Origin of the sequence: Actinomadura litoris (assembly GCF_009733595.1) — a bacterium.
Taxonomy (GTDB): domain Bacteria; phylum Actinomycetota; class Actinomycetes; order Streptosporangiales; family Streptosporangiaceae; genus Spirillospora; species Spirillospora litoris.
Genome location: NZ_WOFH01000005.1, coordinates 362139 through 387586, shown reverse-complemented (window position 1 = coordinate 387586; position 25448 = coordinate 362139). Strand labels below are relative to the sequence as shown.

The 25448-nt window shown below is 66.0% G+C and carries 22 protein-coding genes, 1 tRNA gene and 2 pseudogenes; 18 read left to right on the top strand and 7 right to left on the bottom strand.

Going from position 1 to position 25448, the window contains the following annotated elements; genetic code table 11:
- Positions 1-193: 193 nt before the first annotated feature.
- Positions 194-1188, bottom strand: a pseudogene (locus tag GNZ18_RS16530) (SUMF1/EgtB/PvdO family nonheme iron enzyme).
- Positions 1189-1215: 27 nt separating this feature from the next.
- Positions 1216-1995 (bottom strand): aminotransferase class IV family protein, encoded by a 780-nt coding sequence (locus tag GNZ18_RS16525; protein WP_156217338.1) that lies wholly within the window; start codon positions 1993-1995, stop codon positions 1216-1218.
- A gap of 117 nt (positions 1996-2112) precedes the next feature.
- Between GNZ18_RS16525 and GNZ18_RS16520 the strand changes: the two genes are divergently transcribed.
- From GNZ18_RS16520 to GNZ18_RS16500, 5 genes are all read left to right on the top strand, one after another.
- Positions 2113-2511, top strand: coding sequence for an excisionase family DNA-binding protein (locus GNZ18_RS16520; RefSeq protein WP_246249887.1), 399 nt, complete (start codon positions 2113-2115; stop codon positions 2509-2511).
- Positions 2511-3860, top strand: a complete 1350-nt coding sequence (locus tag GNZ18_RS41220) for a tyrosine-type recombinase/integrase (protein ID WP_156217337.1) — start codon at positions 2511-2513, stop codon at positions 3858-3860. The genes GNZ18_RS16520 and GNZ18_RS41220 overlap by 1 nt, the downstream gene beginning before the upstream one ends.
- 1220 nt (positions 3861-5080) lie before the next feature.
- Entirely contained in the window at positions 5081-6661 is a 1581-nt protein-coding gene (locus GNZ18_RS16510) for a type I restriction-modification system subunit M (RefSeq protein WP_156217336.1), read from the top strand.
- The gene (locus GNZ18_RS16505) at positions 6658-7893 is read left to right on the top strand and encodes a restriction endonuclease subunit S (RefSeq protein ID WP_216651317.1); all 1236 of its coding nucleotides are present in this window, start codon (positions 6658-6660) and stop codon (positions 7891-7893) included. Before GNZ18_RS16510 ends, GNZ18_RS16505 begins: the two co-directional genes overlap by 4 nt.
- Positions 7890-10946 carry a type I restriction endonuclease subunit R gene (locus GNZ18_RS16500; protein ID WP_156217335.1) on the top strand — a complete coding sequence of 1019 codons (3057 nt, stop codon included), beginning with the start codon at positions 7890-7892 and terminating at the stop codon, positions 10944-10946. The genes GNZ18_RS16505 and GNZ18_RS16500 overlap by 4 nt, the downstream gene beginning before the upstream one ends.
- 199 nt (positions 10947-11145) lie before the next feature.
- On the opposite strand, the gene GNZ18_RS16495 is transcribed toward GNZ18_RS16500, so the two are convergent.
- Positions 11146-12078, bottom strand: coding sequence for an AAA family ATPase (locus tag GNZ18_RS16495; protein ID WP_156217334.1), 933 nt, complete (start codon positions 12076-12078; stop codon positions 11146-11148).
- 148 nt (positions 12079-12226) lie between these two features.
- Here GNZ18_RS16495 and GNZ18_RS16490 point away from each other — a divergent pair, with 148 nt between their 5' ends.
- Positions 12227-12466, top strand: a complete 240-nt coding sequence (locus GNZ18_RS16490; RefSeq protein ID WP_156217333.1) for a hypothetical protein — start codon at positions 12227-12229, stop codon at positions 12464-12466.
- Positions 12467-13133: 667 nt separating this feature from the next.
- Here the strand turns inward: GNZ18_RS16490 and GNZ18_RS16485 are convergent.
- The 3 genes from GNZ18_RS16485 to GNZ18_RS16475 all read right to left on the bottom strand — a co-directional run bounded on the left by GNZ18_RS16485 (position 13134) and on the right by GNZ18_RS16475 (position 15421).
- Positions 13134-13724 (bottom strand): guanylate kinase, encoded by a 591-nt coding sequence (locus tag GNZ18_RS16485; protein WP_156217332.1) that lies wholly within the window; start codon positions 13722-13724, stop codon positions 13134-13136.
- Positions 13721-14755, bottom strand: a complete 1035-nt coding sequence (locus tag GNZ18_RS16480) for a P-loop nucleotide/nucleoside kinase family protein (RefSeq protein ID WP_156217331.1) — start codon at positions 14753-14755, stop codon at positions 13721-13723. The genes GNZ18_RS16485 and GNZ18_RS16480 overlap by 4 nt, the downstream gene beginning before the upstream one ends.
- Positions 14756-15025: 270 nt before the next feature.
- Positions 15026-15421 (bottom strand): winged helix-turn-helix domain-containing protein, encoded by a 396-nt coding sequence (locus GNZ18_RS16475; protein ID WP_214615597.1) that lies wholly within the window; start codon positions 15419-15421, stop codon positions 15026-15028.
- A gap of 137 nt (positions 15422-15558) precedes the next feature.
- Here GNZ18_RS16475 and GNZ18_RS16470 point away from each other — a divergent pair, with 137 nt between their 5' ends.
- The 9 genes from GNZ18_RS16470 (at position 15559) to GNZ18_RS16435 (ending at position 22352) form a co-directional block, all read left to right on the top strand.
- Entirely contained in the window at positions 15559-15930 is a 372-nt protein-coding gene (locus GNZ18_RS16470) for an SCO3933 family regulatory protein (protein WP_214615596.1), read from the top strand.
- 15 nt (positions 15931-15945) lie between these two features.
- Positions 15946-17283, top strand: coding sequence for an FtsK/SpoIIIE domain-containing protein (locus GNZ18_RS16465; protein ID WP_156217330.1), 1338 nt, complete (start codon positions 15946-15948; stop codon positions 17281-17283).
- Positions 17284-17374: 91 nt separating this feature from the next.
- Complete coding sequence (locus GNZ18_RS16460; RefSeq protein ID WP_156217329.1) at positions 17375-17668, top strand: hypothetical protein; 294 nt, start codon at positions 17375-17377, stop codon at positions 17666-17668.
- Entirely contained in the window at positions 17665-18489 is an 825-nt protein-coding gene (locus GNZ18_RS16455; RefSeq protein ID WP_156217328.1) for a DUF2637 domain-containing protein, read from the top strand. Before GNZ18_RS16460 ends, GNZ18_RS16455 begins: the two co-directional genes overlap by 4 nt.
- A 19-nt stretch (positions 18490-18508) precedes the next feature.
- Complete coding sequence (locus GNZ18_RS16450; RefSeq protein ID WP_156217327.1) at positions 18509-18916, top strand: hypothetical protein; 408 nt, start codon at positions 18509-18511, stop codon at positions 18914-18916.
- 186 nt (positions 18917-19102) lie between these two features.
- Entirely contained in the window at positions 19103-19258 is a 156-nt protein-coding gene (locus tag GNZ18_RS40840; protein ID WP_173390784.1) for a hypothetical protein, read from the top strand.
- 141 nt (positions 19259-19399) lie between these two features.
- Positions 19400-20755, top strand: a complete 1356-nt coding sequence (locus tag GNZ18_RS16445) for a replication initiator (protein ID WP_156217590.1) — start codon at positions 19400-19402, stop codon at positions 20753-20755.
- Complete coding sequence (locus GNZ18_RS16440; protein ID WP_156217326.1) at positions 20752-21009, top strand: excisionase family DNA-binding protein; 258 nt, start codon at positions 20752-20754, stop codon at positions 21007-21009. Before GNZ18_RS16445 ends, GNZ18_RS16440 begins: the two co-directional genes overlap by 4 nt.
- Complete coding sequence (locus GNZ18_RS16435; protein ID WP_156217325.1) at positions 21009-22352, top strand: tyrosine-type recombinase/integrase; 1344 nt, start codon at positions 21009-21011, stop codon at positions 22350-22352. The genes GNZ18_RS16440 and GNZ18_RS16435 overlap by 1 nt, the downstream gene beginning before the upstream one ends.
- Positions 22353-22442: 90 nt before the next feature.
- Here GNZ18_RS16435 and GNZ18_RS16430 read toward each other — a convergent pair.
- Positions 22443-22513, bottom strand: a tRNA-Gly gene (locus GNZ18_RS16430).
- An 88-nt stretch (positions 22514-22601) separates the two neighbouring features.
- Here GNZ18_RS16430 and dcd point away from each other — a divergent pair.
- The 3 genes and pseudogenes from dcd to GNZ18_RS16415 form a co-directional block, all read left to right on the top strand.
- Positions 22602-23177 (top strand): dCTP deaminase, encoded by a 576-nt coding sequence (dcd, locus tag GNZ18_RS16425; RefSeq protein ID WP_214615488.1) that lies wholly within the window; start codon positions 22602-22604, stop codon positions 23175-23177.
- Positions 23178-23336: 159 nt separating this feature from the next.
- Entirely contained in the window at positions 23337-24551 is a 1215-nt protein-coding gene (locus tag GNZ18_RS16420) for a quaternary amine ABC transporter ATP-binding protein (RefSeq protein WP_312874566.1), read from the top strand.
- 145 nt (positions 24552-24696) lie between these two features.
- Positions 24697-25404 (top strand): annotated as a pseudogene (locus GNZ18_RS16415) (ABC transporter permease); the annotation flags it as partial.
- Positions 25405-25448: the final 44 nt, after the last annotated feature.

Here is a 25448-nt window from a genome sequence, read left to right as displayed (position 1 = left end):
AGCATCCCAGAGTTGCCCGGTCGCTTGCACTCTCTTACGCTCGGGCGCCCTGTTGCCAGGGACAGCGCGGGACGGCGGGACCGGCCCGGAGAGGCCGCACGCCCGCCGTCCCGGGCTGGCCCCGGCGGCCGCGTAGCGGGCGCCTTTAAAGACGTAGAGAAAGTTCTCATCCGGCCCGGTCCACTGGGTGTGATCAGGGCTTGGTCGGCTGACTCTTCACGTTGAGTAGGGCTCGCATGGTCTCGGCCGGGGTCACGCAGCGGAAGCCGGTGTCGTCGTCAAGCATGTCCGCTGAGGCGTCGTTGAACGTGGATGGCGCGCAGCGCAGGAAGGGGCTCGTGAACGCGCTGCCCTTCAGCTCGTAGCGGCCGGGCTCGGACTCGGTCGAGCACCAATCCCAGGTGTTGCCGCACAGGTCGTAGACGCCGTACGGGCTGACACCACTTGCGTAGCAGTCAACGGGGGTGGTGCTGCGCTTACCGCCCTCTCGGCAGTTGACCTTCGCGGGAGTCCGCTGGTTGCCCCAGGGATAGATTTCGCCGCGCGTCCCTCTGGCTGCCTTTTCCCATTGCTGAGCGCTGGGAAGGGCTTTGGCGGACCACTGGGCGTAGCCTGGGCGTCGTGCCATGTGACGAAGACCACCGGGTGGTTGTCGAGTCCGTCGGGGATCTGGCCGTTCTCCCAGTGCTGCGGCGGCTTGTGGTCGGTGGCGGTGACGAATCGGGCGTAGTCGGCGTTCGTGGTGGGGAACACGTCGATGTAGAACGCCGGGAGGTAGGTAGGCTCAGCGTTCTCGCCGGCGAAGTAGACGCCCGCCGGGACGAGCGTCATCAACTTCCCGTCGATGGGGTGCCTGGCCTGGTCTTCGTCGCCGACGGGCACGTCCGGCTCGGGCTCGGGGCTTGCTGGCTGCTCTGAGGACACGCCCGGATCCTGGGCGGAAGCGGCTGGGGTCGTCAAGCCGATCATCTCCGCGAAGCGTTCCTGCACCTCGCGGCTGCAAGCGGCCAGGACGGTGTCTAGGCCCTGCTGGTTGATCGGCCGGGGGATGACGTTTCCCTTTTCCCATCTGACGATCATCCGTTCGCTTACTCCGAGTTCCGCCGCGAACTCGACCTGGCTTACGCGCTTGGCGTCGCGTAGGGCACGTGCTTCCTTGCCGGTCCAACGTGAGACTGTGGGGGCCATGTCATGCTCTCCGTAGCGGGGCGGTGCTCAGACGGCTTCGGCCGGGATCTCTTCGTATTCCTTGCGAAGTGTCTCTAGAACCGGATGGACGTCTGGGAACTCAACCTCGTTGATGGCTGTGATCGCGCGCACGCCGACGGCGGTGTTGGTCGCGAATGCGGCTTCCATGCGTGGTAGGTCGGAGAGATTGACGGGGCCAAGGGAAGTCAATTCGTGCACCTGATGCAGTAGGCGCATGGTCACGCCTTGGAGAACCTCGGCGTTAGGCCAGATGACGTGCTGACCGTCGAAGAACCCGATGTTCCAGGTTGCGCCCTCGGAGATGTACAGGTCCGCGTCGGTGAATACGCAGTCGTCGAATCCGTCCAGTTGAGCGTTACGGCGATGCCATAGGGCGCCGAACAGGCCGACGTGCTTCTGTTCGGGCAGCTCGCGCACGTAGGGGACGGATTGCACCCGGATCGGGGCCATCGGCCAAGCCCCGGCCGGGCGGGTCGTGACGAGGACCTTCGGTTCGGCCTGGGCTCCGGGGTGGCCTAGCTCAAGGTCGGGGTCGTAGATCGTCACGCGGACGACGAATGCGCCGTCTCGTCCGGCGGTGGCCTGTCGGACGTACTCCCGGACCTGTTGGCGGTCCAGCTCGTGGCCGAAGAGAACGCGGCAGTCCCGGACAAGTCGCTCTAGATGGTGCGAAAAGCCTCTGATGCGCTGGTCTTCCATGCGCATCGACGTGAAATGTCCGTAGTTCACAAGAGCTAGCGCTTTGAGCTCATCCGGGGTGACAGGTACGCCGTTGAGTTCAGCCATGGGGCCCAGTGTGGCAGTAGGTATAGGCCGTCCACAGGTCCGGGTGCAGGACAAGTTCAGTGCTGCGTCGGTGCCAGGACATGGGAGCGGCGTGATCAACACGGCACCGTGGTTGGCATGAGCGGTCGTGTGCGTTCGGGAGACAAGGTCGTGCGGCTCGCCATGCCGCGTCAGCAGAGCGGTGACACGGGGCGGGGCGGTGGGCTGAGTGAGGAAGAGCGTCAGATCCTGCTTGCGGAACTCGCCGAGATCACGGCGGAACTCGATGAACTCCACACACGGACGCGGCAGATCACGGCTCGGGTACACGGGGCCGACGCCCCTATCGCGGCTCGCGAGACGGCCGAGTACCTCAACACCTCACCACGGTTCCCTCGGCGGCTCGTCGCCGAGAGACGTATCCGCTTCGTCAAGCTCGGGCGCTTCGTCCGCATCCCCGAGTCCTCGCTTCGGGAGTTCGTCTCGGCCGGGCTGGTCGAGCCCATGACCGCATCCGACGTCTGGAGGGCCGTGTAGTGGCTAAGGGCAACAAGTCAGGTCACCGTCGCTTCGGCAACATCCGGAAGCTGCCGTCTGGGCGTTTTCAAGCGAGCTACATCGCTCCGAATGGTCAGCGGCGTCCGGCGCCTGAGACCTTCGCACGCAAGAGCGACGCCGAGAAGTGGCTGACGCTCGCTGAAGCTCAGATCCTCAGCGGCGAGTGGACCGACCCTGAGCGGGCCAAGGTCAAGGTGGGCGACTATGCCGCACAGTGGATCGAGCAACGCGCGGGCCTGCGCCCTCGGACGGTGGAGCTGTACGCCTGGCTCCTCAACAAGTACATCGTGCCGCACCTGGGCGGGGTCGCGCTGGGCAAGCTGAGCACGGCCATGATCCGCGAGTGGCGGGCGACGCTCCTCGGCTCCGGCGTCTCTACGACCATGGCGGCCAAGGCGTACCGGCTGCTCCGGGCCATCCTCATGACGGCGGTGGAGGAGGACAAGATTCTCCTTCGCAACCCGTGCCGTGTGCGGGGCGCTGGCACCGAGGAAGCCCCCGAGCGTCCCGTCCTCACCGTGGCCCAGGTCTTCGAGCTGGCGGAACGGGTCGGCGTCCGGCCGGTCGGCAACATCCGCAAGCTGGACTCCGGCGAGTTCCGGCTTCGGTACAGGGTCAAGAACGGGCACATGCGGCGCTTCCCACAGACCTTCGCGACCAGGCAAGAAGCCGAACGGGTGCTGTGGAATCTGGCGGAGGACGGGCACGCGGACGTGACCCGTGACGATCGCCTCCGGGCGCTCATCCTCCTGGCCGCGTTCGCAAGCCTGCGGTGGGGTGAGGTGACCGCGCTCAAGCGCCGTGACATCGACCTCGTTAACCGCAAGGTTCACGTACGCGGCGCCTACATCGAGCAGGCAAACGGACGGATGACCCTCGGGCCGACCAAGTCACGGGCAGGACTACGCACGGTCGCGATCCCCGATGCGATCGTCCCTCACCTGGTCGCGCACCTGACCAAGTACACCAAGAAGGATGACGACGCCCTCGTCTTCACGGGCATCAAGGGCGGCCCGCTGCGGCGTAGCGGCTTCAACAAGATCACGCGATGGAAGCCGGTGGTGGAGGCGCTCGGCGTCCCGAACCTGCACTTCCACGACCTTCGGCACACCGGCAACACCCTGGCGGCCGACATGGGCGTCTCGCTGCGCAACCTGATGGCGCGCATGGGCCACGACAACGAGCGGGCCGCGCTGCGCTACCAGCACCGATCCAACAGCGCTGACCGTGCCATCGCGGACGGGCTTAACGCGCTCGTCCAGGCCGCCCAGGAGCGGGACGGCGACGATGACGACGGAGCGGCGGGATCACTGGTGCCGGTCGCCTAATTGCACGCTAATTGCACGACGGCGTTCTGAGCCACAAAGGATCAAGGCCCAGGTTCGGGGATCATGTCCCTGGCCTGGGCCTTTGTGGTGAGCGGGTGACGGGAATCGAACCCGCGCTGTCAGCTTGGGAATAGTCCCGATCTTGCCTGCTGATCCCGCTGACCTGGCGCAGCGTCGTACCGCAAGTGACCGTGAATGTCCCTCGATCACCCTGGCTAATGGCCCGCTAATGGCCCGCTGCCATGACGGTCGACCTGCGCATCCTCGGCCTGCTCGGAGCGGCAACAGCACCCGCATACTCCGGTGGCAAGGGGACCCGGAGCGCAGGGCCGGCCACGGCCCGAGCACCGGAAGCCCCGCGGCAGCGATCGCCCCCAACCACGCGCTGACCTTAATCACGCTGTGGCGATCGTCGGGCGCAACCCATCACCGTCTGATCCGTAGAAAGATCAGGGGCATCCAGGTCCGTCCACATCCATCCCCTGACTAGCGGCGCACCCTCCCCTGCATCCACGCCAATCCGAGGTCATCCAGAGTCGTTGTTAGCACCCGCGTTAGCACGCACGACGTCCCGGAGGGCGCGCCCGCGCGAACGGCGAGACAGTGTGACAGACCGTTTCGCGCGGGCGTGCCCGCCGGCTCGCGGGGGGCTGGGGGTCGCGAGATCCCCGCTTCGCGCTCGCTCAGCCAATCAGGCGAGCCACCAGCACCTCTTCGTCCCGAACTACCTGCGCGAGCAAGGTCGGTGCTGGCGCGCCCCACTCGGACGTGTGCTGGCGTGCGCCTACGACAGGTGCTGTGCGGCGGTGTTGCTGTACTTCCGTGCTGTACAGCAGTCGGTCACGGCCCGCCCGTTGGACCAGGCGACCTTCCGCTGCCTAGACGGTACAGGTGGCTAGGTCGAGGCGGGGGCGCTGACTAGACCTGGCCCCCGCTCCTCTACGTGAGGCTGCCGCTTAGCCTCGGCGCCGAGAGGCTTCCCAGCTTGCTCAGCGCTGACCAAGCAAAGCGTGGGTTCCGAACGTCCTACCAAGCCGCCGGCGACCAACTTGTGACGACAGCAGCGCGGCAAGGAGTGAACCAGTCAGCGCGCCCCGCTAGGTTGAGCCACGAGGCCTGTAGACCAAGGCACGATCACCGCGTGAAGGAGATCAGCTGACGATGAGCCGCCCGACGGAAGCTTGCAGCACCAGTTTCAAGACTAGGGTGGTGACGCGGTAATGGCTCCGACGACCAAAGAAGCGCAGCGTGCCGAGCTCCACAAGACGATCTGGCGCATCGCTACTGACCTGCGAGGCAGCGTGGATGGTTGGGACTTCAAGAGCTACGTGCTCGGGATGCTCTTCTACCGGTTCATCTCCGAGAACCTCACCGCGTACCTGAACGAGCTGGAGCACGAGGCTGGCGACGCTGACTTCGACTACGCCCAGCTTGGCGACCAGGATGCCGAGTTCGGCCGCAAAGACACAGTTGAGGAGAAGGGCTTTTACATCCTGCCGAGCGAGCTGTTTGCCAACGTTCGCTGGCGGGCTGACACTGATGAGAAGTTCCGCGAGAACCTCAACGAGACGCTGGCGAAGGTTTTCGCGAACATCGAGGGGTCAGCTGTTGGCACCGATAGCGAGGATGACCTGAAGGGTCTGTTCGACGACCTTGACGTCAACAGTGCAAAGCTCGGTAACACCGTTGCCAAGCGTAACGAGAAGCTCGTCAGGCTGCTAGACGCCATCGGCGACCTGCCCCTCGGAGACTTCCAGGACAACGCCATCGACCTCTTCGGTGATGCCTACGAGTACCTCATGCAGATGTACGCGGCGAATGCTGGCAAGTCCGGCGGCGAGTACTACACACCGCAAGAGGTGAGCGAGCTCCTTGCTCGTATCACTGTCATGGGCAAGAAGTCGGTCAACAAGGTCTACGATCCGGCCTGCGGCTCGGGCTCGCTGCTACTGAAGTTCGCCAAAGTTCTAGGCAAGGAGAACGTCCGACGGGGCTTCTTCGGCCAGGAGATCAACCTCAACACGTACAACCTGGCCCGGATCAACATGTTCTTGCACGATGTGAACTACGAGCAGTTCGACATCGCGCACGGCGACACGCTCATCGATCCGCAGCACTGGGATGACGAGCCGTTCGAAGCGATCGTCTCCAATCCGCCGTACTCGATCAGGTGGGCGGGCGACGCCAACCCGCTACTGATCAACGACCCGCGCTTCGCGCCGGCCGGCGTGCTAGCTCCGAAGAGCAAGGCTGACCTTGCCTTCACGATGCACATGCTGTCCTGGCTGGCCGTTAACGGCACGGCGGCCATCGTTGAGTTCCCAGGCGTCCTCTACCGCAGCGGCGCAGAGCAGAAGATCCGCAAGTACCTCGTCGACAATAACTATGTCGACACGGTCATCCAGCTCCCGCCAGACTTGTTCTTCGGCACCAGCATCGGGACTTGCATCCTCGTGCTGAAGAAGTCCAAGAAGGACAACTCAGTACTATTCATCGACGCCTCTGCCGAGTTCGTGCACCCCGGCAGCAAGAACAAGCTCAGCGCAGTGAACCAGCAGAAGATCCTTGATGCCTTCGCGGCACGCGAGAATATTGCACACTTCGCGAAGCTCGTGACTAATGCCGAGCTTGCCAAGGCAGACTACAACCTTTCAGTCTCTTCCTACGTTGAGGGCGAGGACAACCGCGAGGCTGTCGACATCCAGAAACTGAACGCTGAGATTGAGCAACTCGTGACGCGGCAGCAGGAACTGCGGGAGCAGATCAATGCCATCGTCACCGAACTGGAGGGCGGGTCGTGAGCCGGATCGACGACCTGATCAAGGAGTTGGCCCCTAAGGGAGTACCCATCCAGCCACTCGGCGAGGTTGGAGTCTTCATCCGTGGACGTAGGTTCACCAAGGCTGACCGAGTCGACGAGGGCCTGCCGAGCATCCACTACGGGGAAATATATACGCATTACGGAGTCGCAACATCGGACACGATCTCTCACGTACGTACCGACCTCGCGCCGACGCTACGGTTTGCCCGCCCCGGCGACGTCATCATTGCAGCGGTGGGCGAGACGGTCGAGGACGTCGGAAAGGCAGTGGCCTGGCTCGGAACTGAGCAAGTGGCGGTCCACGACGACTGTTTCATATTTCGCTCCTCGCTCGATCCAAAATTCGTCGTTTACCTCATGCAGTCAGATGCCTTCAACAAAGCTAAGGAAGCTTTCGTTGCGCGTGCAAAGGTAAAGCGGCTATCCAGCAACGGACTGGCAAGGCTCAGAATTCCCTTGCCGCCAATCGAGGTGCAGCGCGAGATTGTGAGAGTGCTCGACTCGTTCCAATCGTTGGAGGCAGAACTGGTTGCGGAGTTGGAAGCCCGCAAACAGCAGCGCCTCGCATTCGCACGCATCCTTCCGGAAGTACCATACATTAGAGCCCTAAGTTCAAATACCACAGAGCATGTAAGACTGGGCGAGATAGCAACTCCATATGTCGAGCCATTGCTCGTGCAAGCAGACGAGAGATATACGAATCTCGGCGTGAAATGGTACGGAGAAGGCGCCTTCTCTCGCGAGCCGAAACTTGGCAGCGCCATCAAGGGGACTACGCTCTATCGAGTAAAGCCGGGACAGTTCATCTATAACCGGATGTTTGTAACCGAAGGGTCGTTTGCAGTCGTTACTCCAGAACTCGCCAATGGGGTCGTATCTAGCGAATTCCCGATATACGACCTGGATAATTCGCGCGTAATACCGGAATGGCTGCTGCTGTACTTCCAGGATGAGTACACGCTCAAACGGGTGTCAGCGGAGGTTACGGGCGTTGAGCGCGGCTCAACCAGGAGCCGCCGGCGCTGGAAGCAGGAGCAGTTCGAAGCATTCCAGATCGAGTTGCCGTCAGTGTCGGCCCAGCAGGAGTTGCTGCGTGTACTTGGCACTGTCGCCGCACTGGAATCGGCTCTGCGTGACGAGCTTATTGCTCGTCGCAAGCAGTTCGAGTACTACCGCGACAAACTCTTGACCTTCGAGGAAGTGTCGGTATGACCGAGGGCAAGACCACTCGTATCGAGCCGATCGCAGTCAGCTCCGAGAGCACGGTCGTTGCAGAGTATGTCCCTGACGCCACGACCGCTACTGCCTACCAGTCTGAGGCGAACCTGGAGAAAGAGTTCATCAAGCTCCTGCAGTCGCAGGAGTACGAGTACCTCCGGATCCACTCGGAGGCAGAGCTCGTCGCCAATCTCCGCACCCGCCTTGAGGCTCTAAACCACATCACGTTCTCCGAAACTGAGTGGGAAAGCTTCTTCAAGGAGCGCATCGCTGGTGAGAAGGAAGGCGTCATCGAGAAGACGGTGCGCATCCAGGAGGACTACGTTCAGCTACTCAAACGCGACGACGGCACCACCAAGAATGTTCGGCTCATCGACAAGACCAACATTCACAACAACTGCCTGCAGGTCATCAATCAGTACGAGATCGCACAGGGCCAAGGCGGAGCAAAGTACGGCAACCGCTACGACGTGACCGTGCTGGTCAACGGCCTCCCGATGGTTCAGATCGAACTCAAGCGTCGTGGTGTGGCCATCCGCGAAGCGTTCAACCAGATCAACCGCTACCACCGCGACAGCTTCTGGGCAGGCTCAGGCCTGTTCGACTACGTGCAGCTCTTCGTGATCAGTAACGGCACGCACACGAAGTACTACAGCAACACGACTCGCCGTCAGCACATCTCGGAGACGACCGGTAGCAAGAAGGCCAAGAAGACTAGCAACTCCTTCGAGTTCACCTCATGGTGGGCAGATGCGAGCAACAGGCCGATTCAGGATCTGACGGCCGTCGCAGTGACCTTCTTCGCGCGCCACACGCTGCTCAATATTTTGATCAAGTACTGCGTCCTCACTGCCGACCGGATGCTTTTGGTCATGCGCCCCTATCAGATCGTGGCGGCCGAGCGGATCCTGCAGAAGATCGAGATGTCGACCAACTGCAAGAAACTCGGCACCGTGGCCGCGGGCGGCTACGTCTGGCACACCACCGGCTCGGGTAAGACCCTGACCTCGTTTAAGGCCGCGCAGTTGGCCTCACGGCTTGCGGACATCGACAAGGTGTTGTTCGTGGTCGACCGCAAGGACCTCGACTACCAGACGATGCGCGAGTACGACCGCTTCGAGAGGGGAGCAGCAAACTCCAACACGTCGACCCGGGTCCTGAAGAAGCAACTCGAAGACCCGAGCGTCAAGATTATTATCACGACGATCCAGAAGCTCGCGACCTTCATTTCGGGCAACAAGGGCCACGAGGTCTACGACGGTCGCATGGTGATCATCTTCGACGAGTGCCATCGCTCGCAGTTCGGCGACATGCACAGGGCCATCACCAAGGCCTTCAGGCGCTACAACCTGTTCGGCTTCACCGGCACACCGATCTTCGCTGACAACGCCAGAAGCGGCGGCAACCCGAAGCTCAAGACCACTGAGCAGGCCTTCGGCGATAGGCTGCATACCTACACGGTCGTTGATGCCATCAACGATAAGAACGTCCTGCCGTTCCGTATCGACTACGTCAACACCATCAGGCTGCCGGAAGGAATCCAGGACAAGCAGGTTTCCGCCATCGACACCGAGCGGGCCTTGCTGGCGCCAGACCGCGTGCAGCAGGTTGTCGAGTACACGCTGGAGCACTTCAATCAGAAGACGAAGCGCGCCGAGCACTACACACTGGGCCAGCGGCGTGTGCACGGCTTTAACGCCCTGTTCGCAACCGCCTCGATTGTGGCTGCCAAGCTCTACTACACCGAGTTCAGAATCCAGCAGGAATCACTTCTACCGGATCGTCGCCTAAAAGTCGGCCTAATCTATTCGTACGCTGCCAACGAGGCGATTGAAGACGGGGCGCTCGACGAAGAAGGGTTCGAGACCGGCGAACTCGATAAGTCATCGCGCGACTTCCTCGAAGCTGCGATTCAAGATTACAATTCCATGTTCGGCACGAGTTTCGACACTTCGGCGGACAAGTTCCAGAACTACTACAAGGACTTGTCGCTGCGTCTGAAGAATCGTGAGATCGACTTGGTCATTGTGGTCAACATGTTCCTGACCGGCTTCGACGCAACGACCCTCAACACCCTCTGGGTCGACAAAAACCTGCGCGCCCATGGCCTGATCCAGGCATATTCACGCACCAACCGTATCCTGAACTCGGTTAAGACCTACGGCAATATCATTAGCTTTCGCGACTTGGAGGAAGAGACTAACGACGCCATTGCGCTGTTCGGCAACAAGGACGCTGGCGGCATTGTGCTGCTTAAGCCATATGGCGACTACTGCAGCGAATATTCAGACAAGGTAACCGAACTGCTCGACCGGTTCCCGCTCGGCCAGCAGATCCTTGGCGAACAGGCGCAGAAGTACTTCATCGCCCTGTTTGGCTCCATCTTGCGGCTGCAGAACATCCTGACCAGCTTCGATGAGTTCGCCGGCAACGAAGTCCTGACTGATCGCCAGGCTCAGGACTACCGTAGCATCTACCTTGACCTCTATGCAGAATTCCACCGGATTCAGGACGCAGACAAGGAATCAATAATTGACGACGTCGTCTTTGAGATCGAACTGATCAAGCAGATCGAGATCAACGTCGACTACATCCTGATGCTGGTTCAGAAGTACAAGGCCGCCAAGGGCGACGGCACAGACAAGGAAATTCGCGCCGCGATCACCCGCGCCGTCGACGCTAGTCCGACGCTGCGCAACAAGAAGGATCTCGTTGAGGCGTTCGTCGACGCTGTATCGGCCAGCAGTGCGGTCGATGAGGAGTGGCTGGCGTTCGTCGCCGCCAAGCGTGAGGCCGAACTCAACCAGATTATCGCTGAAGAGGGATTGCGAGCCGACGAGACCCGCAGGTTTATCGAGGCTGCCTTCCGTGATGGCGCTATCCAGACTGCTGGCATGGCTATAACGAGGGTGCTTCCACCAGTATCGCGTTTCAATTCCGGCGGTGCCTTTGGCGATAAGAAGCAGCGCGTGCTGACCAAGCTCGGCGCGTTCTTCGACCGCTTCTTCGGGCTTGGTGCGGATAGAGCTTCCGCGTCTGATGAGTGAGCAATATCCGCCGAAGGACTGCTGAATGAGCTATTCGATGCGTATTTCCTGCCCAGGTGGGGCCGGTCGGCTGGGGCGGGTCGGCCCGGAGAGGCCGCATGCCCGGCCCGGAGCTACCGGCGGCGGCCGCGTAGCGGGCGCCCTTGAAGACGTAGAGAAAGTTCTCATCCGTTGTGGGTGCTGGCTGGGTGACCTGGGGTTACGGGATGAGCTTGGTTAGGGCTCGGCGGGTTTGGTCGGCGAGGCTGACGGCGGCGCCGAGGCGGTTGTCGATGGTGAGGTGCGCGGCCTGGGGCGGGTCTTCGGTGTTGAGTCCGGCGGTGTACTCCTCCCAGTGGGCGAGCTTCCAGCCGTCGCGGGCGGCGTCGCGTAGCTCGATGTACTCGTGCATGGTGTCGACGTCGCTGTGCACCCATATCGCGGTGACGTCTACGCCCTTGGCCTGGCACCGGTGGGTGAGGCGTGGGAGCCATGACGGGTTGTTCAGCTCGTTGACGAACGGGGCCGCGAGGATGATCGACACTCCGCACTCGACGTTGCCGTAGGCGGCGCTCATCAGGCATCGGTACTCGTGCGGGCGCACCTCGGTGCGGTAGAGGTCGGTGTGGCGGTCGTGGGGGTCGCCGTTGAGGGAGACGAGTAGGCGTTCGGTCAGGCGGCGGGTGAGGGCGTCCTTGTCCAGGAACGCCCATCCCGAGAGGTCGGAGAGGAAGCGGGCGAACTCGGTTTTCCCGGAGCCTGCGTAACCGCCCACCAGGACGAGCGTGGGGTTGCCGCCCGCGTTGGCGACGGTTCGGCCGTGCCAGGCGTTCGCTATGCGGGTGGTCAGCGGGACGGTGTCGGGGAAGAACGGCGAGAGGTCGAACGGGATGCCGTCCGGGCCTGGGGTCTTGCCGCGCACTTCGGCGGCCATGCGTTCCAGGACGGTGAGGGGGACGTTGTGAGCGCGGGCCAGGTGCGGCAACCAGTCGTCGGGGATGCGGTCGCCGCGTTCCCAGCGGGAGATCTCGTGTCGGGTCAGGGTGTTGGAGCCGGTCAGGGCGCATAGCTCGGCGGCTAGCGCGGTCTGGCTTCTGCTGCCCCGTAGGCGTCGCAGGTAGGCGCCGAACTCCTGGCGCTTCTCGGTGGTCATGCGGTGTGGCCACCTCCCCTCACCGAGTGTGGCCCACACCTGGCCCCCTGTCAGGCTCCTTTGCTAATCGCGGTACGGCGCAACGCTGGTCGTCATGCCGTACGGGCCTGCTCGCCGGGCTCGCCGTCGATCACCAAGGACAACCGCGATGGAAACGCGAGCGCAGCAGGAAGACCGAGCCCTTCGCCAGCTACGGGACGACTTCACCGGACATCGGATCTGGAGGTCTCGCCGCGGCGGCGGGCAAGCCGGTGACTGGGTGGCGACCCTGCACGACTCGGCGGCAGGCGTCGACCCGACGGTAATCCGGCCGAACGCTGGCGAGCTGCGGGCGGCGCTCGTCGAAGAGCGCAAGCGCGTGCCCCGTGCGGCTAAGCGGGTCCGGTGATGGCCGCTGTTCCTGTCCCATCACCGGACGGGGCCGCAGATAAGTCCGGGGCGGCCCCGGGGGAGGTTGAGGTGGCGCGGTCGGTGCAGGTTCCCCCGAGCGCACTGGCCGCGTCGCCTCGACCGTGGCAGGCGCGTCGTCGGCTCAACCGGCTGCGGCGGGCGCTGCGGCGGCGGGGGTGGATGGTCGAGCGGCGGTATGCCGAGTGGCCGGTGATTCTGCGGGTGTACTCGGCGCACACGCCATCTCTTGGGGAGAGCATCACGGTTGTCCGTGCGGATGGCGACTGGTGGTTCCAGTCGAGTACCGGCGAGCTGGTAGCGCCGTGCCGCCGCGTCGGCCTGGCCGCGGCTTCGGTCTCGGCTTCGCTGGGCTCGCCGTGGTTGGCGGCCTTGCGGTCTCGGGGTGGGGACGGTACGTGATGGCTGCCCGGACGGCGCTGGATGAGCTTCGGGCGCGTTTCGGGGTGTGGTGTTGGCGGGGGAAGTACACGCGGACGTATTGGGCGATGGTGCCCGCGTGCGGGCGATGGCGCCTGGTGGAGGCGCGTTCGCCGCAAGAGCTGGCCAAGGCTATTCAGGTGCCGGACGGATGGCCCTGGCCCAAGAACGGCCGCGCGGCAGGGTAGGCGGCTGGGTGTCGCGGACGAGCCCTGCCGCGCGGTTCTCTATGCGAGGTCGGCCAGAACGGCGATGGGCTCGCCGGGGCCGGCGGCTACGGCGGCGATGATGCGGCGGGCCGCCTCGGTCCCGTCGGTGTGGTCGGTACGGATGATCGTGTTGAAGACGGGCGTGTCGGCGGTTGCACGTAGGTCGGCGCGGGTTTCGTCCCATGCCTTGACGCGGCTCGGGGTATCGAGGTCGCCTCGGTGTTCCGAGCGCTTGGCGCAGACCTTGCGCGGAACCCAGAGCAGAACGCTTGTCCAGGCAAGCGGGACGGCGGCCCGTAGGCGTCGCAGGTCGGCGACGTTGCCCATGTGGACGACGGGGACGCGGTCGGCGTCGACCAGGGCGGCGATGTCCTGCCGGTCAATGGCGTACACGTTGCCGTAGCGGTGGGTCTCTACGACCAGGCGGCCCGCGGTGTGGAGCGCCTCGCGCTCGGCTTCCGAGACGAGCCGGTAGCCGGTGCTTCGGCCGGTCCCGGTCTTGAGCTTCGGCAGTAGGGCGTACCGGTCGTCCAGGCGCGACAGTTCGGCGGTGACGGTGTCCTTGCCGCTGGTCGGCGGGCCGTACAGGATCACGCCCGGACTGGTCATGGCAGGACTCTACGCAGTGCCTCGCGCGTCTGGTCGGCAATGCTGATCGCCGCGCCTAGCCGGTTGTCGACGGTGAGGTGGACACCGGGCGGGCTGGTCTCAGTGTTGAGCCCGGCGGCGTACTCGTCCCAGTGGGCGAGCTTCCAGGCATCGCGCGGCGCGTCGCGGAACTCGATGTACTCGCGCATGGAGTCGACGTCGCACCGGACCCAGATCACCGCGACGTCCACGCCCTTGGCCTTGCATCGGTTGGTGAGTCGTCCTAGCCATGCCTCGTCGTTCAGTTCTGATATGAACGGGGCGGCGAGGATTGTGGATATGCCGCAATCAATGTTGTCGTTGGCGGTGTCCATGAGGCACTTGTACTCAAGGGGCCTGACCTCGTTCAGGTAGAGGTCGGTGTGGCGGTCGTGCGGGTCGCCGTCCATGGAGACGAGAAGGCGTTCGGTCAGGCGACGGGTTAGGGAGTCCTTGTCCAGGAATGCCCACCCGGACACGTCGCCGAGGAAGCGTGCAAATTCGGTCTTACCTGACCCGGCATAGCCTCCGACCAGGGCGAGCGTCGTCGTTCCGATGCTGCCGCTCATGGCTCGGCCCCGCCATGCGCTGACGACACGAGCCTTGAGCGCGTCGCCTGCGGTGGCGTCCTGGCCCTGCGTCTGGTCGGAGACCCGGTCGAGTCCCTGCGTGATGGCGTTGGCGGCCTCCTCGGTGGCGGCCGGGCTGAGCGGCGCCGGGAGGGGCAGCGTCAGGTCTCCCGTCGCCTCGCCGGGGAGCGGAAGGCGAAATCCGAGTTCAGGTTCGGTGGCCTCGTACATGAGGCAGTAGGCGCGGCGGTAGTGCGGACCCGGGTACATGCTGCCGTTCTCATGGCCCCACAAGGTCTGGAAGTTCGCCGCGACCCTGAGTCCGCCTCGTTCGGCGACCGTGCGCAACTGGTCCCCGGCCGCCTCAAGACTCAGCCCGTGGGTCTCTCGGCGCTCGCGCAGCTTCGTGGGTTTCCAGCCGGGGCGCTGCTTGGTCGTGCTCATTCTGGCCTTCCGTTTCACCGTAGACGTCGGCACATGTGCGCATATCCCGAGCGTCTGCCATGGGGGTGTGAAAGTGGACGTATAAGCGAACGTGAAAGAACCCGACGAGGGAACAGTGATGGGCTGGCGGTGCCTCCTGGCGCGAACATTGCTGAGTGCCGGATGACAGAGCGAATCACATCGGGAGGCGATCGGCGGTGCCGGAAGGCGGCGAGCAGGAAGGGACTCCGCATGAACAGTTGGCGCTGATTCTGGTAGAGCTGGACGAACTCATTTGCCGGACTGACCAGCTTTCGGAGGCTCTGGAAACACAGCCCGTTCGATCCGGGCGACGCGCTCTCCGAGATCACGGATCGCGGTGAGTACCTCCGTGAGCTGCTTCATCGTCACGTCGTCGTCACCGGTCGTCGGTGGGGCCTCGCCGGACGGGCGGGCGTCGGCCTGGTCGCGGACGAACACGCCCTTACCTTGCTGGCCGATCACCGCGCCTTCGGTCCGCAACACGCTGATAGCGGCCTTCACGACCCCGGCGGACACGTCGTACTCCTCGCGGAGCCGGGCCGTCGACGGTAGGGCCTCCCCCGCCACCAGGCGGCCATCCCGGATCTGTTGCCGCAGGTCATCGGCTATTTGCAGATATCCGGGCCGTCCGGTCCTCTCGACCACTCGTCCGCCTTCCGTCGGGGGCTTCGACCCAAGTTCAGCACACCCGACCGGCTAAGGAAACCATGGCGTCCTTGACAACATGGAAGACTAGGTCGACTATGTTGTCTAAGTAGTTCACGCAACTCTGGAGGTTCCTAGTGCGCAGCATCCCGGTGGACCTGTCGGCGCTCACATTCGTGTGCGTGTCGGCGCCGCGTCCCAAGCTGGTGAGTCAGGAGACGGGGGAGGTGAAGGTGGACCGTGACGGGAAGACGGTGTTCACGGTCGGGTTGTCGGCTGCCGACGCCACGGGTCGGGTCGACCTGGTGAACGTCTCGGTGCCGGGTGATCAGGAGGTGTCGATCGGGCAGATCGTGACTCCGGTCGGTCTGGTGGCGTTCCCGTGGGAGCAGGTGATCGGCGGTCAGAAGCGGTGGGGTGTCGCCTACCGGGCCTCGCGTATCACGCTGGCCGCTCCGGTCTCGGCACCGGACAGTTCGGCCGCGTCGGTTGCGGCGGACGTGGCCTGAGCGGCGGCCTTGGTGATGAGCGACTACCTGGTGTTCGGGGTCCTGGCCGCTGCGGCGGCCGGGCTCTGGGCCTGGCGCCGGTTCCACCCGGTCTCGTTCTGGTACGGCGTGGCTTTCCCGGCGCGGGCGGTGCTGGTGTACCTGAGCTGGCATCACGTCGCCTCGGGTTGCAGGCTGACTCGTCACCGGCGGCGGCTGCGGCTCACCCTGGACGCCGTCCCGGTCGTCGGCGGGGCCTCCCGCGCTGAGGCGGCGGTGGTCGAGCACAAGCGGCGGGTGCGGCGCGTCGATGTGGAGCGCGCTCCCCGGCTGGGTTTGCTGCGGCCGACCCGGCTGGGGTGGCGGATGCGGCTACGCCTGCACGACGGCCAAGTTCCGGCCGACTACCAGAAGGCAGCGGAGGGCATCGCGCATGCCTGGCGCGTGCACTCGGTACGGGTAGTGGACGTGCGCCCCGGTTTCGTGACGCTGTGGGCGACCATGGCCGATCCGCTGACCGAGGTGTCGGTGTCGCCAGAGCCCTGGAAGTTGTTGCGGGTGCGGCCGGGGAAGCTGGAGAACGGGCGCGACTGGGTGATGGACTTGCGTGTCGTTCCGCACTGGCTCATCGCCGGGGCGACCCTGTCGGGTAAGTCCAACCTGGCCAACGCGATCATCTGTGCTCTGGCGCCGCAACCGGTCGCGCTGGTGGGGTTCGACCTCAAAGGCGGCGTCGAGTTCACCCCCTACGCGCCCCGGCTCTCGGCGCTGGCCACCACCCGCAAAGAGTCCGTCGATCTGCTGGCCGACCTGATGGCCGAGGTGGAGAACCGCATGGCGACCTGCCGTGCGCACGGGGCCCGCAACATCTGGACACTCCCCGAGGAACTGCGGCCCGTTCCCATCGTCGCCCTGGTGGACGAGGTCGCCGAACTGTTCCTGATGGCCGACAAGACCGAGAAGGACGAGGTGTCCAAGACCGCCACCTCGCTCCTGAGGATCGCCCAGCTCGGCCGGGCGTTCGCGGTCTCCCTGATCGTCTGCGGGCAACGCATCGGCTCCGACCTGGGGCCCGGCGTCACCGCCCTGCGGGCGCAACTGTCGGGGCGGGTGTGCCACCGGGTCAACGACCCCGAGACCGCGAACATGACCCTGGGCGACCTGGACCCCGCCGCCCTGGACGCTGCACGCGCGATACCGGCCGAGACTCCGGGCGTGTGCATCCTGGCCGGGCAGGACGGTGCTTGGCACCGTGCCCGCTCGGTCTTCGTCCCTGAAGCTGCGGCCGAGCAAGCCGCCCGCGACTACGCACACCTGACCCTGGACTGGAACGTCCTCGTCGGCTCCGTCCCGGACGTGCGACCCGCCGCATAGGCCCCCACTTCACTGCGGCTCGGCGTGAGCCCTCAATCCGCGCCACGTCCCTACCCGACCCATGCCCGAAACCGCCCCTGGAGGTAGCCCGATGGCTGCTCGCATCCGCGTCCTTCGTCCCCGTCCTGCCCGTCCTCGTCCCCGGTTGGCCGTCGTCCCGTCCCCGTCCTCGTCCTGGTCGGCGTCGGTGTCGTCCTGGGATGTGTGGCCGGTCGGGGTCGAGTGGGACGAGTTCCGCTCCCTGCACATCGCCCGGTGTCAGCGCTGCGCCGGCTCCTTCGCCTCCGCGTCCTGGGCCGAGGTGGACCGGTGGGCTGACACCCACCGCTGTGACGCCGAGCTGGCCGCGCTGCTCGCGCTCGTCACTGACCGGCGGGCGGCATGACCCGCCGCATCCTCGGGGCGCTGGCCGATTCGGGGCCGGTGGTGGTGTTGGCGGGGATCGCGGCGGCGGGGTCGTTCACCCACATCCGCGACACCGCCACCGACCATGGCCAGCGCGGGTGGATGGCCTGGGCCATCGCCGTGTGCATCGACCTGACCTGCGTCATGGCGGCGGGGGAGCGCCAGCGGGATAAGCGCACCGGGCGGGAGACGGGGCCGGTGTCGTGGCCGACGCTGGTCCTGGTCGGCGGCGTCCTGCTCTCCCTTGCGGCGAACCTGGCGCAAGCCGATGCGTCGGTGTGGGGCTGGATCACCGCCGGTACTCCGGCCGGGGCGTTCCTGGTCGCCGTCTCCATGCTCGAACGCCGTACGGCCACCCCGACGACTGAGCGGACCCCATCGGTTCCCGTCCCCGATGGCGCGGCCGCCCCGGACACCTTCGACCGCCCGTCCTCGACCGCGTCTCCCTCGTCCGCCGTCCCGTCCTCGTCCTCGTCGTCGTGGGTGGTGTGGGAAGCCGACCCGGCCGCCGCCGCTTCGTCCGCAAAGCCGGTCGGCGACGACCAGGACGGCGAACACGGGCAGGACGGCCAAACCACGATCCCCGTCCCGGCCGCCGAACAATCCGCGGCTGCTTCGCCCGATCCGGCCCCAGCGGCGGCTCCGCTGGTGGATTTCGCGCGGCGGGTCGCCACCGAACACCAGAACCGGGAAGGGCGCCCGATCACCCGGGACGCGCTACGCGCACGGCTCGGGGTCTCCAACCAACTCGCCTCGGACCTGCTCCGCCAGATCCGCACCGACACCGCACCCGTCGCCTGACCACTGGAGGAACCGCACCATGACCACCCACACCAACCCCACCGACCCGACCGACGGCGTCGTTCCGGGTGACCTGCTCGCCCGTCACCAGGTCATCACCGGCCTGCGTGCCCTGGCCGACTTCCTGGCCGACAACCCGGCCGTTCCGGTCCCCGAGTACGGCGACAGCTTCGACGTCTTTCCCCGCGAGGTTGACGAGACCCTCTCGGCTGCGGTCGTCGACCAGGTCGCCGAACTCCTGGGCGTGCTCGTCCAGGACGACCGTCCGCAGGGCGGGCACTACATCGCCGCCCGTTCCTTCGGCCGGATCACCTACCGCCTGGTTCACATTCCTGACCGTGTCCGCCGCGAATTCGACGCGCGGCGGAGCTACCTCGACAACATCCGCACCGACGGCGACCAGGACGACGCCGGGCAGGCGGCCTGATGACCACACCGCACCCGACCCGTCCCCTACAGGGTCGCCCGGACGACCGGCCGCCCCTCCCCGTTCTGCTGCTCCCGCTGGTGTGGGGCTGGGTGTGCGGGTCCTGCGGCGGGGGCGGCGTCGCCTCCGATGGCTCCACCTGTTCCGCCTGCCACGGCCACGGCCACCTCTAAAGGAGAACCCGTCATGTACCTGCGCCGTACCGCGTCCATCGCCTTCTGGATCGCCCTGACCGTGTTCGTGATCCGCCACCCCGAGACCGGAGCCCAGACGGTCAAGACCATCGGCGGCGGGTTCGCCCTGCTGGCCGACGCCCTCTCCCGGTTCATCGAAGCGTTCTGACCGCGCCCCGGCGCGGCTCTCAAGCCGCCAAGCAATCCAGCCGCGCCGGGGCCCTTCCCCACTAACCACATCACCGGATAGGGAGACCCCTCCATCGTGCCCCACCCAGCACCCTCCATCACCGGCCTTGCCGCACGGGACATGGCGATGCGGTTCAACCGGCCCGACTTCAGCCGGTGGGCCGCCCGCGCCCGCGCCACCGGGGGATGCGCTCAACCCGTCCACCTACGCGGACGCGTGGAATACCGCGACCCGCTCACCGGCGCGGTCCTGCACCGGTACTCCACGGCTCGTGAGCCGGGCGGGGTGCTGCGGGTGGCGTGCAAGACCCGCCGCGCCTCCCGCTGCCCCGCCTGCGCCGAGACCTACCGCGCCGACACCTACCAACTCGTCCGTGCGGGCCTGATCGGCGGCAAAGGCGTCCCCGCGACCGTGACCACCCACCCGGCCGCGTTCGTCACCCTCACCGCCCCCTCCTTCGGCCCCGTCCACTCCCACCGGGCAGGGGCCGGCGGAGGTGTCGCGCCCTGCCATCCCCGGCGCGGCGGCGGCACCTGCGAGCACGGACGGCCGGTCTCCTGCACCCTCCGGCACTCCGCAGATGACGGGCGGCTTGGGCAACCGATCTGCCCGGACTGCTTCGACTACCCCGGCGCCGTGCTCTGGAACGCCAACGCCCCCGAACTCTGGCGCCGCTTCACCATGGCCGTCCGCCGCCACCTCGCGCGGTCGGCCGGGCTGCGTGTGGGGGAGCTGCGCGAGGTTCTCACGGTGTCGTTCGCCAAGGTCGCCGAATACCAGCGGCGCGGCCTGGTGCATTTCCATGCCGTCATCCGCCTGGACGGACCGGGCGGCCCCCACGCGTCCCCGCCCGCCTGGGCCACCCTCGACCAAATCCGCGCGGCCGTGGACCACACGGCGGGCGCGGTCAAGGTCACCACCCCGGCGGCGGCCGGAGTCCCGGCCAAGACCCATAGGTGGGGTGCGCAGATCGACGTGCGGCCCATCACCGCCTCCGGGGACCTGACCGATGGTGCGGTGGCGGGCTACATCGCCAAATACGCCACCAAAGCCGCCGAATGCGTCGGCACCCTCGACCGCCCCATCAGAGCAACCGACGACCTAGCCGAACTACCCGTCACCGCACACGCCCGACGACTCATCGCCGCATGCTTCCACCTGGGCACCCTCGAAGAACTCGCCGGGCTCCGACTGGCCGAATGGGCACACATGCTCGGCTTCCGCGGCCACTACTCCACCAAATCACGCCACTACTCCACCACCCTCGGGGAACTGCGCGCGGACCGCGTCGAACACAACCAACGCCAACACGACCAGGTCACCACCGGCCGCCTGCCCTTCGATGACGACCAGGTTCTTGTCATCGCGCACTGGCGCTACCTCGGACAAGGCATGACCCCCGGCGAAGCCCTCCTCACCGCAGCACTCACCGGCAAACCCCTGCCACCCCTCAGCACAGACAGGACGACCGCATGAGCAGGGCCAAGACGCAGACTCCCCCGATCGGCCTGGGCGAGCGGTTGCTGACCATCGCTGAGGCCGCCGAGTACCTGAACACCTCCGCGCGGTTTCCGCGTCGCCTCGTCGCTGAACGGCGCATTCGCTTCGTCCGCCTGGGCGAAGCGGGCAAGCGCGGTCACATCCGCATCCCAGAATCCGCCCTCGCCGAGTACGTCTCGGCCGGGCTGGTCGAGCCCATGACCGCATCCGATCTCTGGAAGGCTGCCTGATGGCGAACAAAGGCGGACACCGCCGATTCGGCAACATCCGCAAGCGCGATTCCGGCCGTTACCAGGTCCGCTATCCCGGACCGGATGGACGCATCCGGACCGCGCCCCAGACATTCGCCTCCAAGACCGAAGCAGAGCGCGCCCTGACGCTGATCGAAGCGAAGATCCTTAACGGCACCTGGACAGACCCTGAGCTAGCCAAGGTCAAGCTTGGCACCTATGCCGCACGGTGGATCGACCAGCGTCAGATGCTCCGACCGCGCACGCGCGAACTGTACGCCTGGCTGCTCGGTAAGCACATCGCTCCGCACCTGGGCGGCGTGAGCCTGGGCAAGCTCACTACCCCGATGATCCGGGAGTGGCTGACCACCCTCGCCAATGACGGGGTCGGGGCGACGTCACGCGCCAAGGCGTACCGGCTGCTGCGGGCCGTCCTGATGACGGCGGTCGTGGAAGACGAGATCCTCCCGCGTAACCCCTGCCAGGTGCGCGGGGCCGGTAGCGAGTACGCCGAAGAGCGGCCCACGCTCACCATTCCGCAAGTCTTCGAGCTGGCCGAACGGGTCGGCATGCGGCCGGTCGGCAACTTCCGCAAGCTGGACTCCGGCGAGTACCGGCTCCGGTACCGCGTCAAGGGCGGGATCATGCGGCGGTTCCCGCTGACCTTCGCCACCCGCGCGGAGGCGGAACGGGCGCTGTGGAAGTTGGCTGAGGACGGTCAGGCCGACGTGATCCGGGACGACCGGCTACGCGCGTTCATCCTGCTCGCCACCTTCGCCAGTCTGCGGTGGGGCGAGATCACGGCGCTTCGCCGCTGTGACATCGACCTGGCCCGGCGTACCGTCCGGGTCCGAGCCGCCTACGTCGAACAGGCCAACGGCCGGATGCTGCTGGGGCCGCCCAAGTCCAAGGCGGGCGTACGGACGGTCACGATCCCGGCCGCGATCGTCCCTGCCCTGGCCGCGCATCTGGAGATCTATACCAAGCCGGACGCTGATGCCCTGGTCTTCACCGGGGTCAAGGGCGGGCCGCTCCGCCGCAGCGGCTTCAACAAGGTCACCAACTGGAAGCACGTGGTCAAAGCGCTCGGCGTACCGAACCTGCACTTCCACGATCTTCGCCACACCGGTAACCAGCTCGCGGCCGACATGGGCGTCTCGACCAAGAACCTGATGGCGCGCATGGGCCACGACAACGAGCGGGCCGCGCTGCGCTACCAGCACAAGTCGGCCAAGGGTGATCGCGCCATCGCCGATGGCCTCGACGCGTTGGTCCAGGCCGAGCACGACCAGGACGACGAAGACGACGACGGCGCGGCCGGGGTGCTGGTGCCCGTGGCCTAATGGCCCGCTAATGGCCCGTCACTGACAACAGCCACAAACGATCAAGGCCCAGGTTCGGGGATCATGTCCCTGGCCTGGGCCTTTGTGGTGAGCGGGTGACGGGAATCGAACCCGCGCTGTCAGCTTGGGAAGCTGAAGTTCTGCCATTGAACTACACCCGCGTGGGCGGTGTGGGGGCCGCCGTCGTTCGGACATCGTACCGGATCGGCGGTGTGCGCGTGCGGTGGGCGGGGGCGGTAGCTTTTGGACGTGCTGCTCTCCGATCGTGACATCAGGTTCGAGATCGAGTCCGGACGGGTGAAGATCGACCCGTATGAGCCGGGCATGGTTCAGCCGTCCAGTGTGGACGTGCGGCTGGACCGGTACTTCAGGGTGTTCGAGAACCACCGGTATCCGCACATCGACCCGGCCGTGGAGCAGAGGGATCTGACGCGGCTCGTGGAGGTGGAGGCGGACGAGGCGTTCGTGCTGCACCCCGGGGAGTTCGTGCTCGCGTCCACCTACGAGGTGTTCGCGTTGCCGGACGATCTCGCGGCGCGGTTGGAGGGGAAGAGTTCGCTCGGGCGGCTCGGGCTGCTGACGCACTCGACGGCGGGGTGGATCGATCCTGGGTTCAACGGGCACGTGACGCTGGAGCTGTCGAACGTGGCGACGCTGCCGATCAAGCTGTGGCCGGGGATGAAGATCGGGCAGATGTGCCTGTTCCGGACCAGTTCGCCGGCGGAGTATCCGTACGGGTCGGAGAAGTACGGGTCGCGGTACCAGGATCAGCGGGGGCCGACGCCGTCGCGGTCGTACCTGAACTTCCATCGCACCAGGGTGTGATCGTGACGCGGATCACCAAAAGATGAAACATCTTCGCGATACGGGTAGTTTCGACCGACGTCTGACATCGGCGTCCGGTTGGCATCTCTTTGCGTGAGTTGAGTCCTGTCCGGGCGTGAACCCGTTCTCACCCCGGACGTGGGAACACGGAAGGAGATCGTGTCCATACTCCGCGCGCGAAGCGTCACCAAGCTCTTCGGCCGCAAGGCGGTCGAGGCGCAGCGAAGACTCAGGGCTGGTGCGACGCCGGAGGAGGTCCGGGCGCTGGGTGTCACCCCCGCCGTCCTCGACGCCGACTTCGAGGTCGAGCAGGGCGAGATCTTCGTGGTCATGGGCCTGTCGGGGTCCGGCAAGTCGACGTTGATCCGGATGCTGAACGGGCTGCTGGACGTGTCGGACGGGTCCGTGGAGGTCGACGGGCAGGACATCGCCACGCTGTCCCCCAGGGCGCTGCGGGCGCTGCGGCAGGACAAGATCAGCATGGTCTTCCAGCACTTCGCGCTGTTCCCCCACAGGTCGGTCCTGGCCAACGCGGCGTACGGGCTGGAGGTGCGCGGCGTGCCCAAGGAGGAACGCGAGCGCACAGCCCGGGAGTTCCTGGGGCTGGTCGGACTTGAGGGGTGGGAGGACAGGCTCCCCGGTCAGCTGTCCGGTGGCATGCGGCAGCGGGTCGGGCTCGCGCGGGCGCTCGCGGCGGGCACCGACATCATCTTGATGGACGAGGCGTTCAGCGCCCTGGACCCGCTGATCCGGCGCGAGGTGCAGGACCTGCTGCTTGATCTGCAGGGGCGGTTCGGGAAGACGATCGTCTTCATCACCCACGACCTGAACGAGGCCATGCGCATCGGCGACCGCATCGCGGTGATGCGGGAGGGCCGGATCGTGCAGATCGGGACGGCAGAGGAGATCCTCACGGACCCGGCGAACGACTACGTCGCCCGGTTCGTCGCGGATGTGGACCGTACCAAAGTACTGACGGCCGCCTCGGTGATGGAGAAGCCGCTGGTCACCGTCCCGGCGAACACCGGGCCGCGGACGGCGCTGCGGACGATGCGCGAGCACCAGTCCAACGCGGCGTTCGTGGTCGGGCGCGACCGCAGGCTGGTCGGCAAGGTCAAGGCGGTGGCGATCACGGACGCGGTGCAGGACGGCGTCCAGTCGCTGGAGAGCCTGCTCGACCCCGAGGACTTGGCGCCCGTCGCGCCCGACACACCGGTCGCCGACCTGTTCGCGCGGTGCGCGGAGAGCGACCTGCCGGTGCCGGTCGCGGACGCGGAGGGGACGCTGCTCGGCGTGATCCCCCGGGTGACGCTGCTCGCGGCGCTCGGCGCGATCAGCGCCCGGCCGCCGGTGAAGGCGGCCGTCGATGAGTGATCTTCCCCGCGTGCCGGTGGGCGAGTGGTTCGACGACCTGGTCACCTGGTGCACCGACAACCTCGGGTGGCTGTTCGACGGGATCGGCTCGGCGGTCGAGACGACCGTCGACGGGCTGACCGACGTGCTGACCGTGCTTCCGCCGCTGGCGCTGACCGTCGTGTTCGCGCTGCTCGCGCTGTTCCTGCGCGGGTGGAGGCTCGGGCTGTTCACGCTGCTCGGGTTCGGCCTGATCGAGAGCATGGAGCTGTGGGAGCCGGCGATGGACTCGCTGGCGCTGGTGCTGGTGTCGGCGGTCGTGTCGGTGGCGGTGTCGATCCCGGTCGGCATCGCGGCGGCGCGGAGCGACGTGGTGAGCCGGGTGGTCCGGCCCGCCCTGGACCTCATGCAGACGATGCCGGCGTTCGTGTACCTGATCCCGGCGATCTTCTTCTTCAGCATCGGCGTGGTGCCGGGCGTGGTCGCGACGGTGATCTTCTCGCTGCCGCCGGGCGTGCGGCTGACCGAACTCGGCATCCGCGGCGTGGACCCGGAGATGGTCGAGGCGGGCAAGGCGTTCGGGACGCCGCCGGGCCGCATCCTGACCCGCATCCAGATCCCGCTGGCGATGCCGTCGATCATGGCGGGCGTGAACCAGCTGATCATGCTGTCGCTGTCGATGGTGGTGATCGCGGGCATGGTCGGCGCGGGCGGGCTCGGCGGTGAGGTGCTGGAGGGCATCAACCGGGTGGACGTCGCCAAGGGCTTCGAGGGCGGCGTCGCCGTGGTCGTGCTGGCGATCTTCCTGGACCGCGTCACCGGGGCGCTGGGCGACCGGACGACCGTGTCGCGCGCCATGGCGAACATCTTCTGACCACCGGTCATCTTCCCGGCCGCCGCTCGCGGCCGGCTTGACCC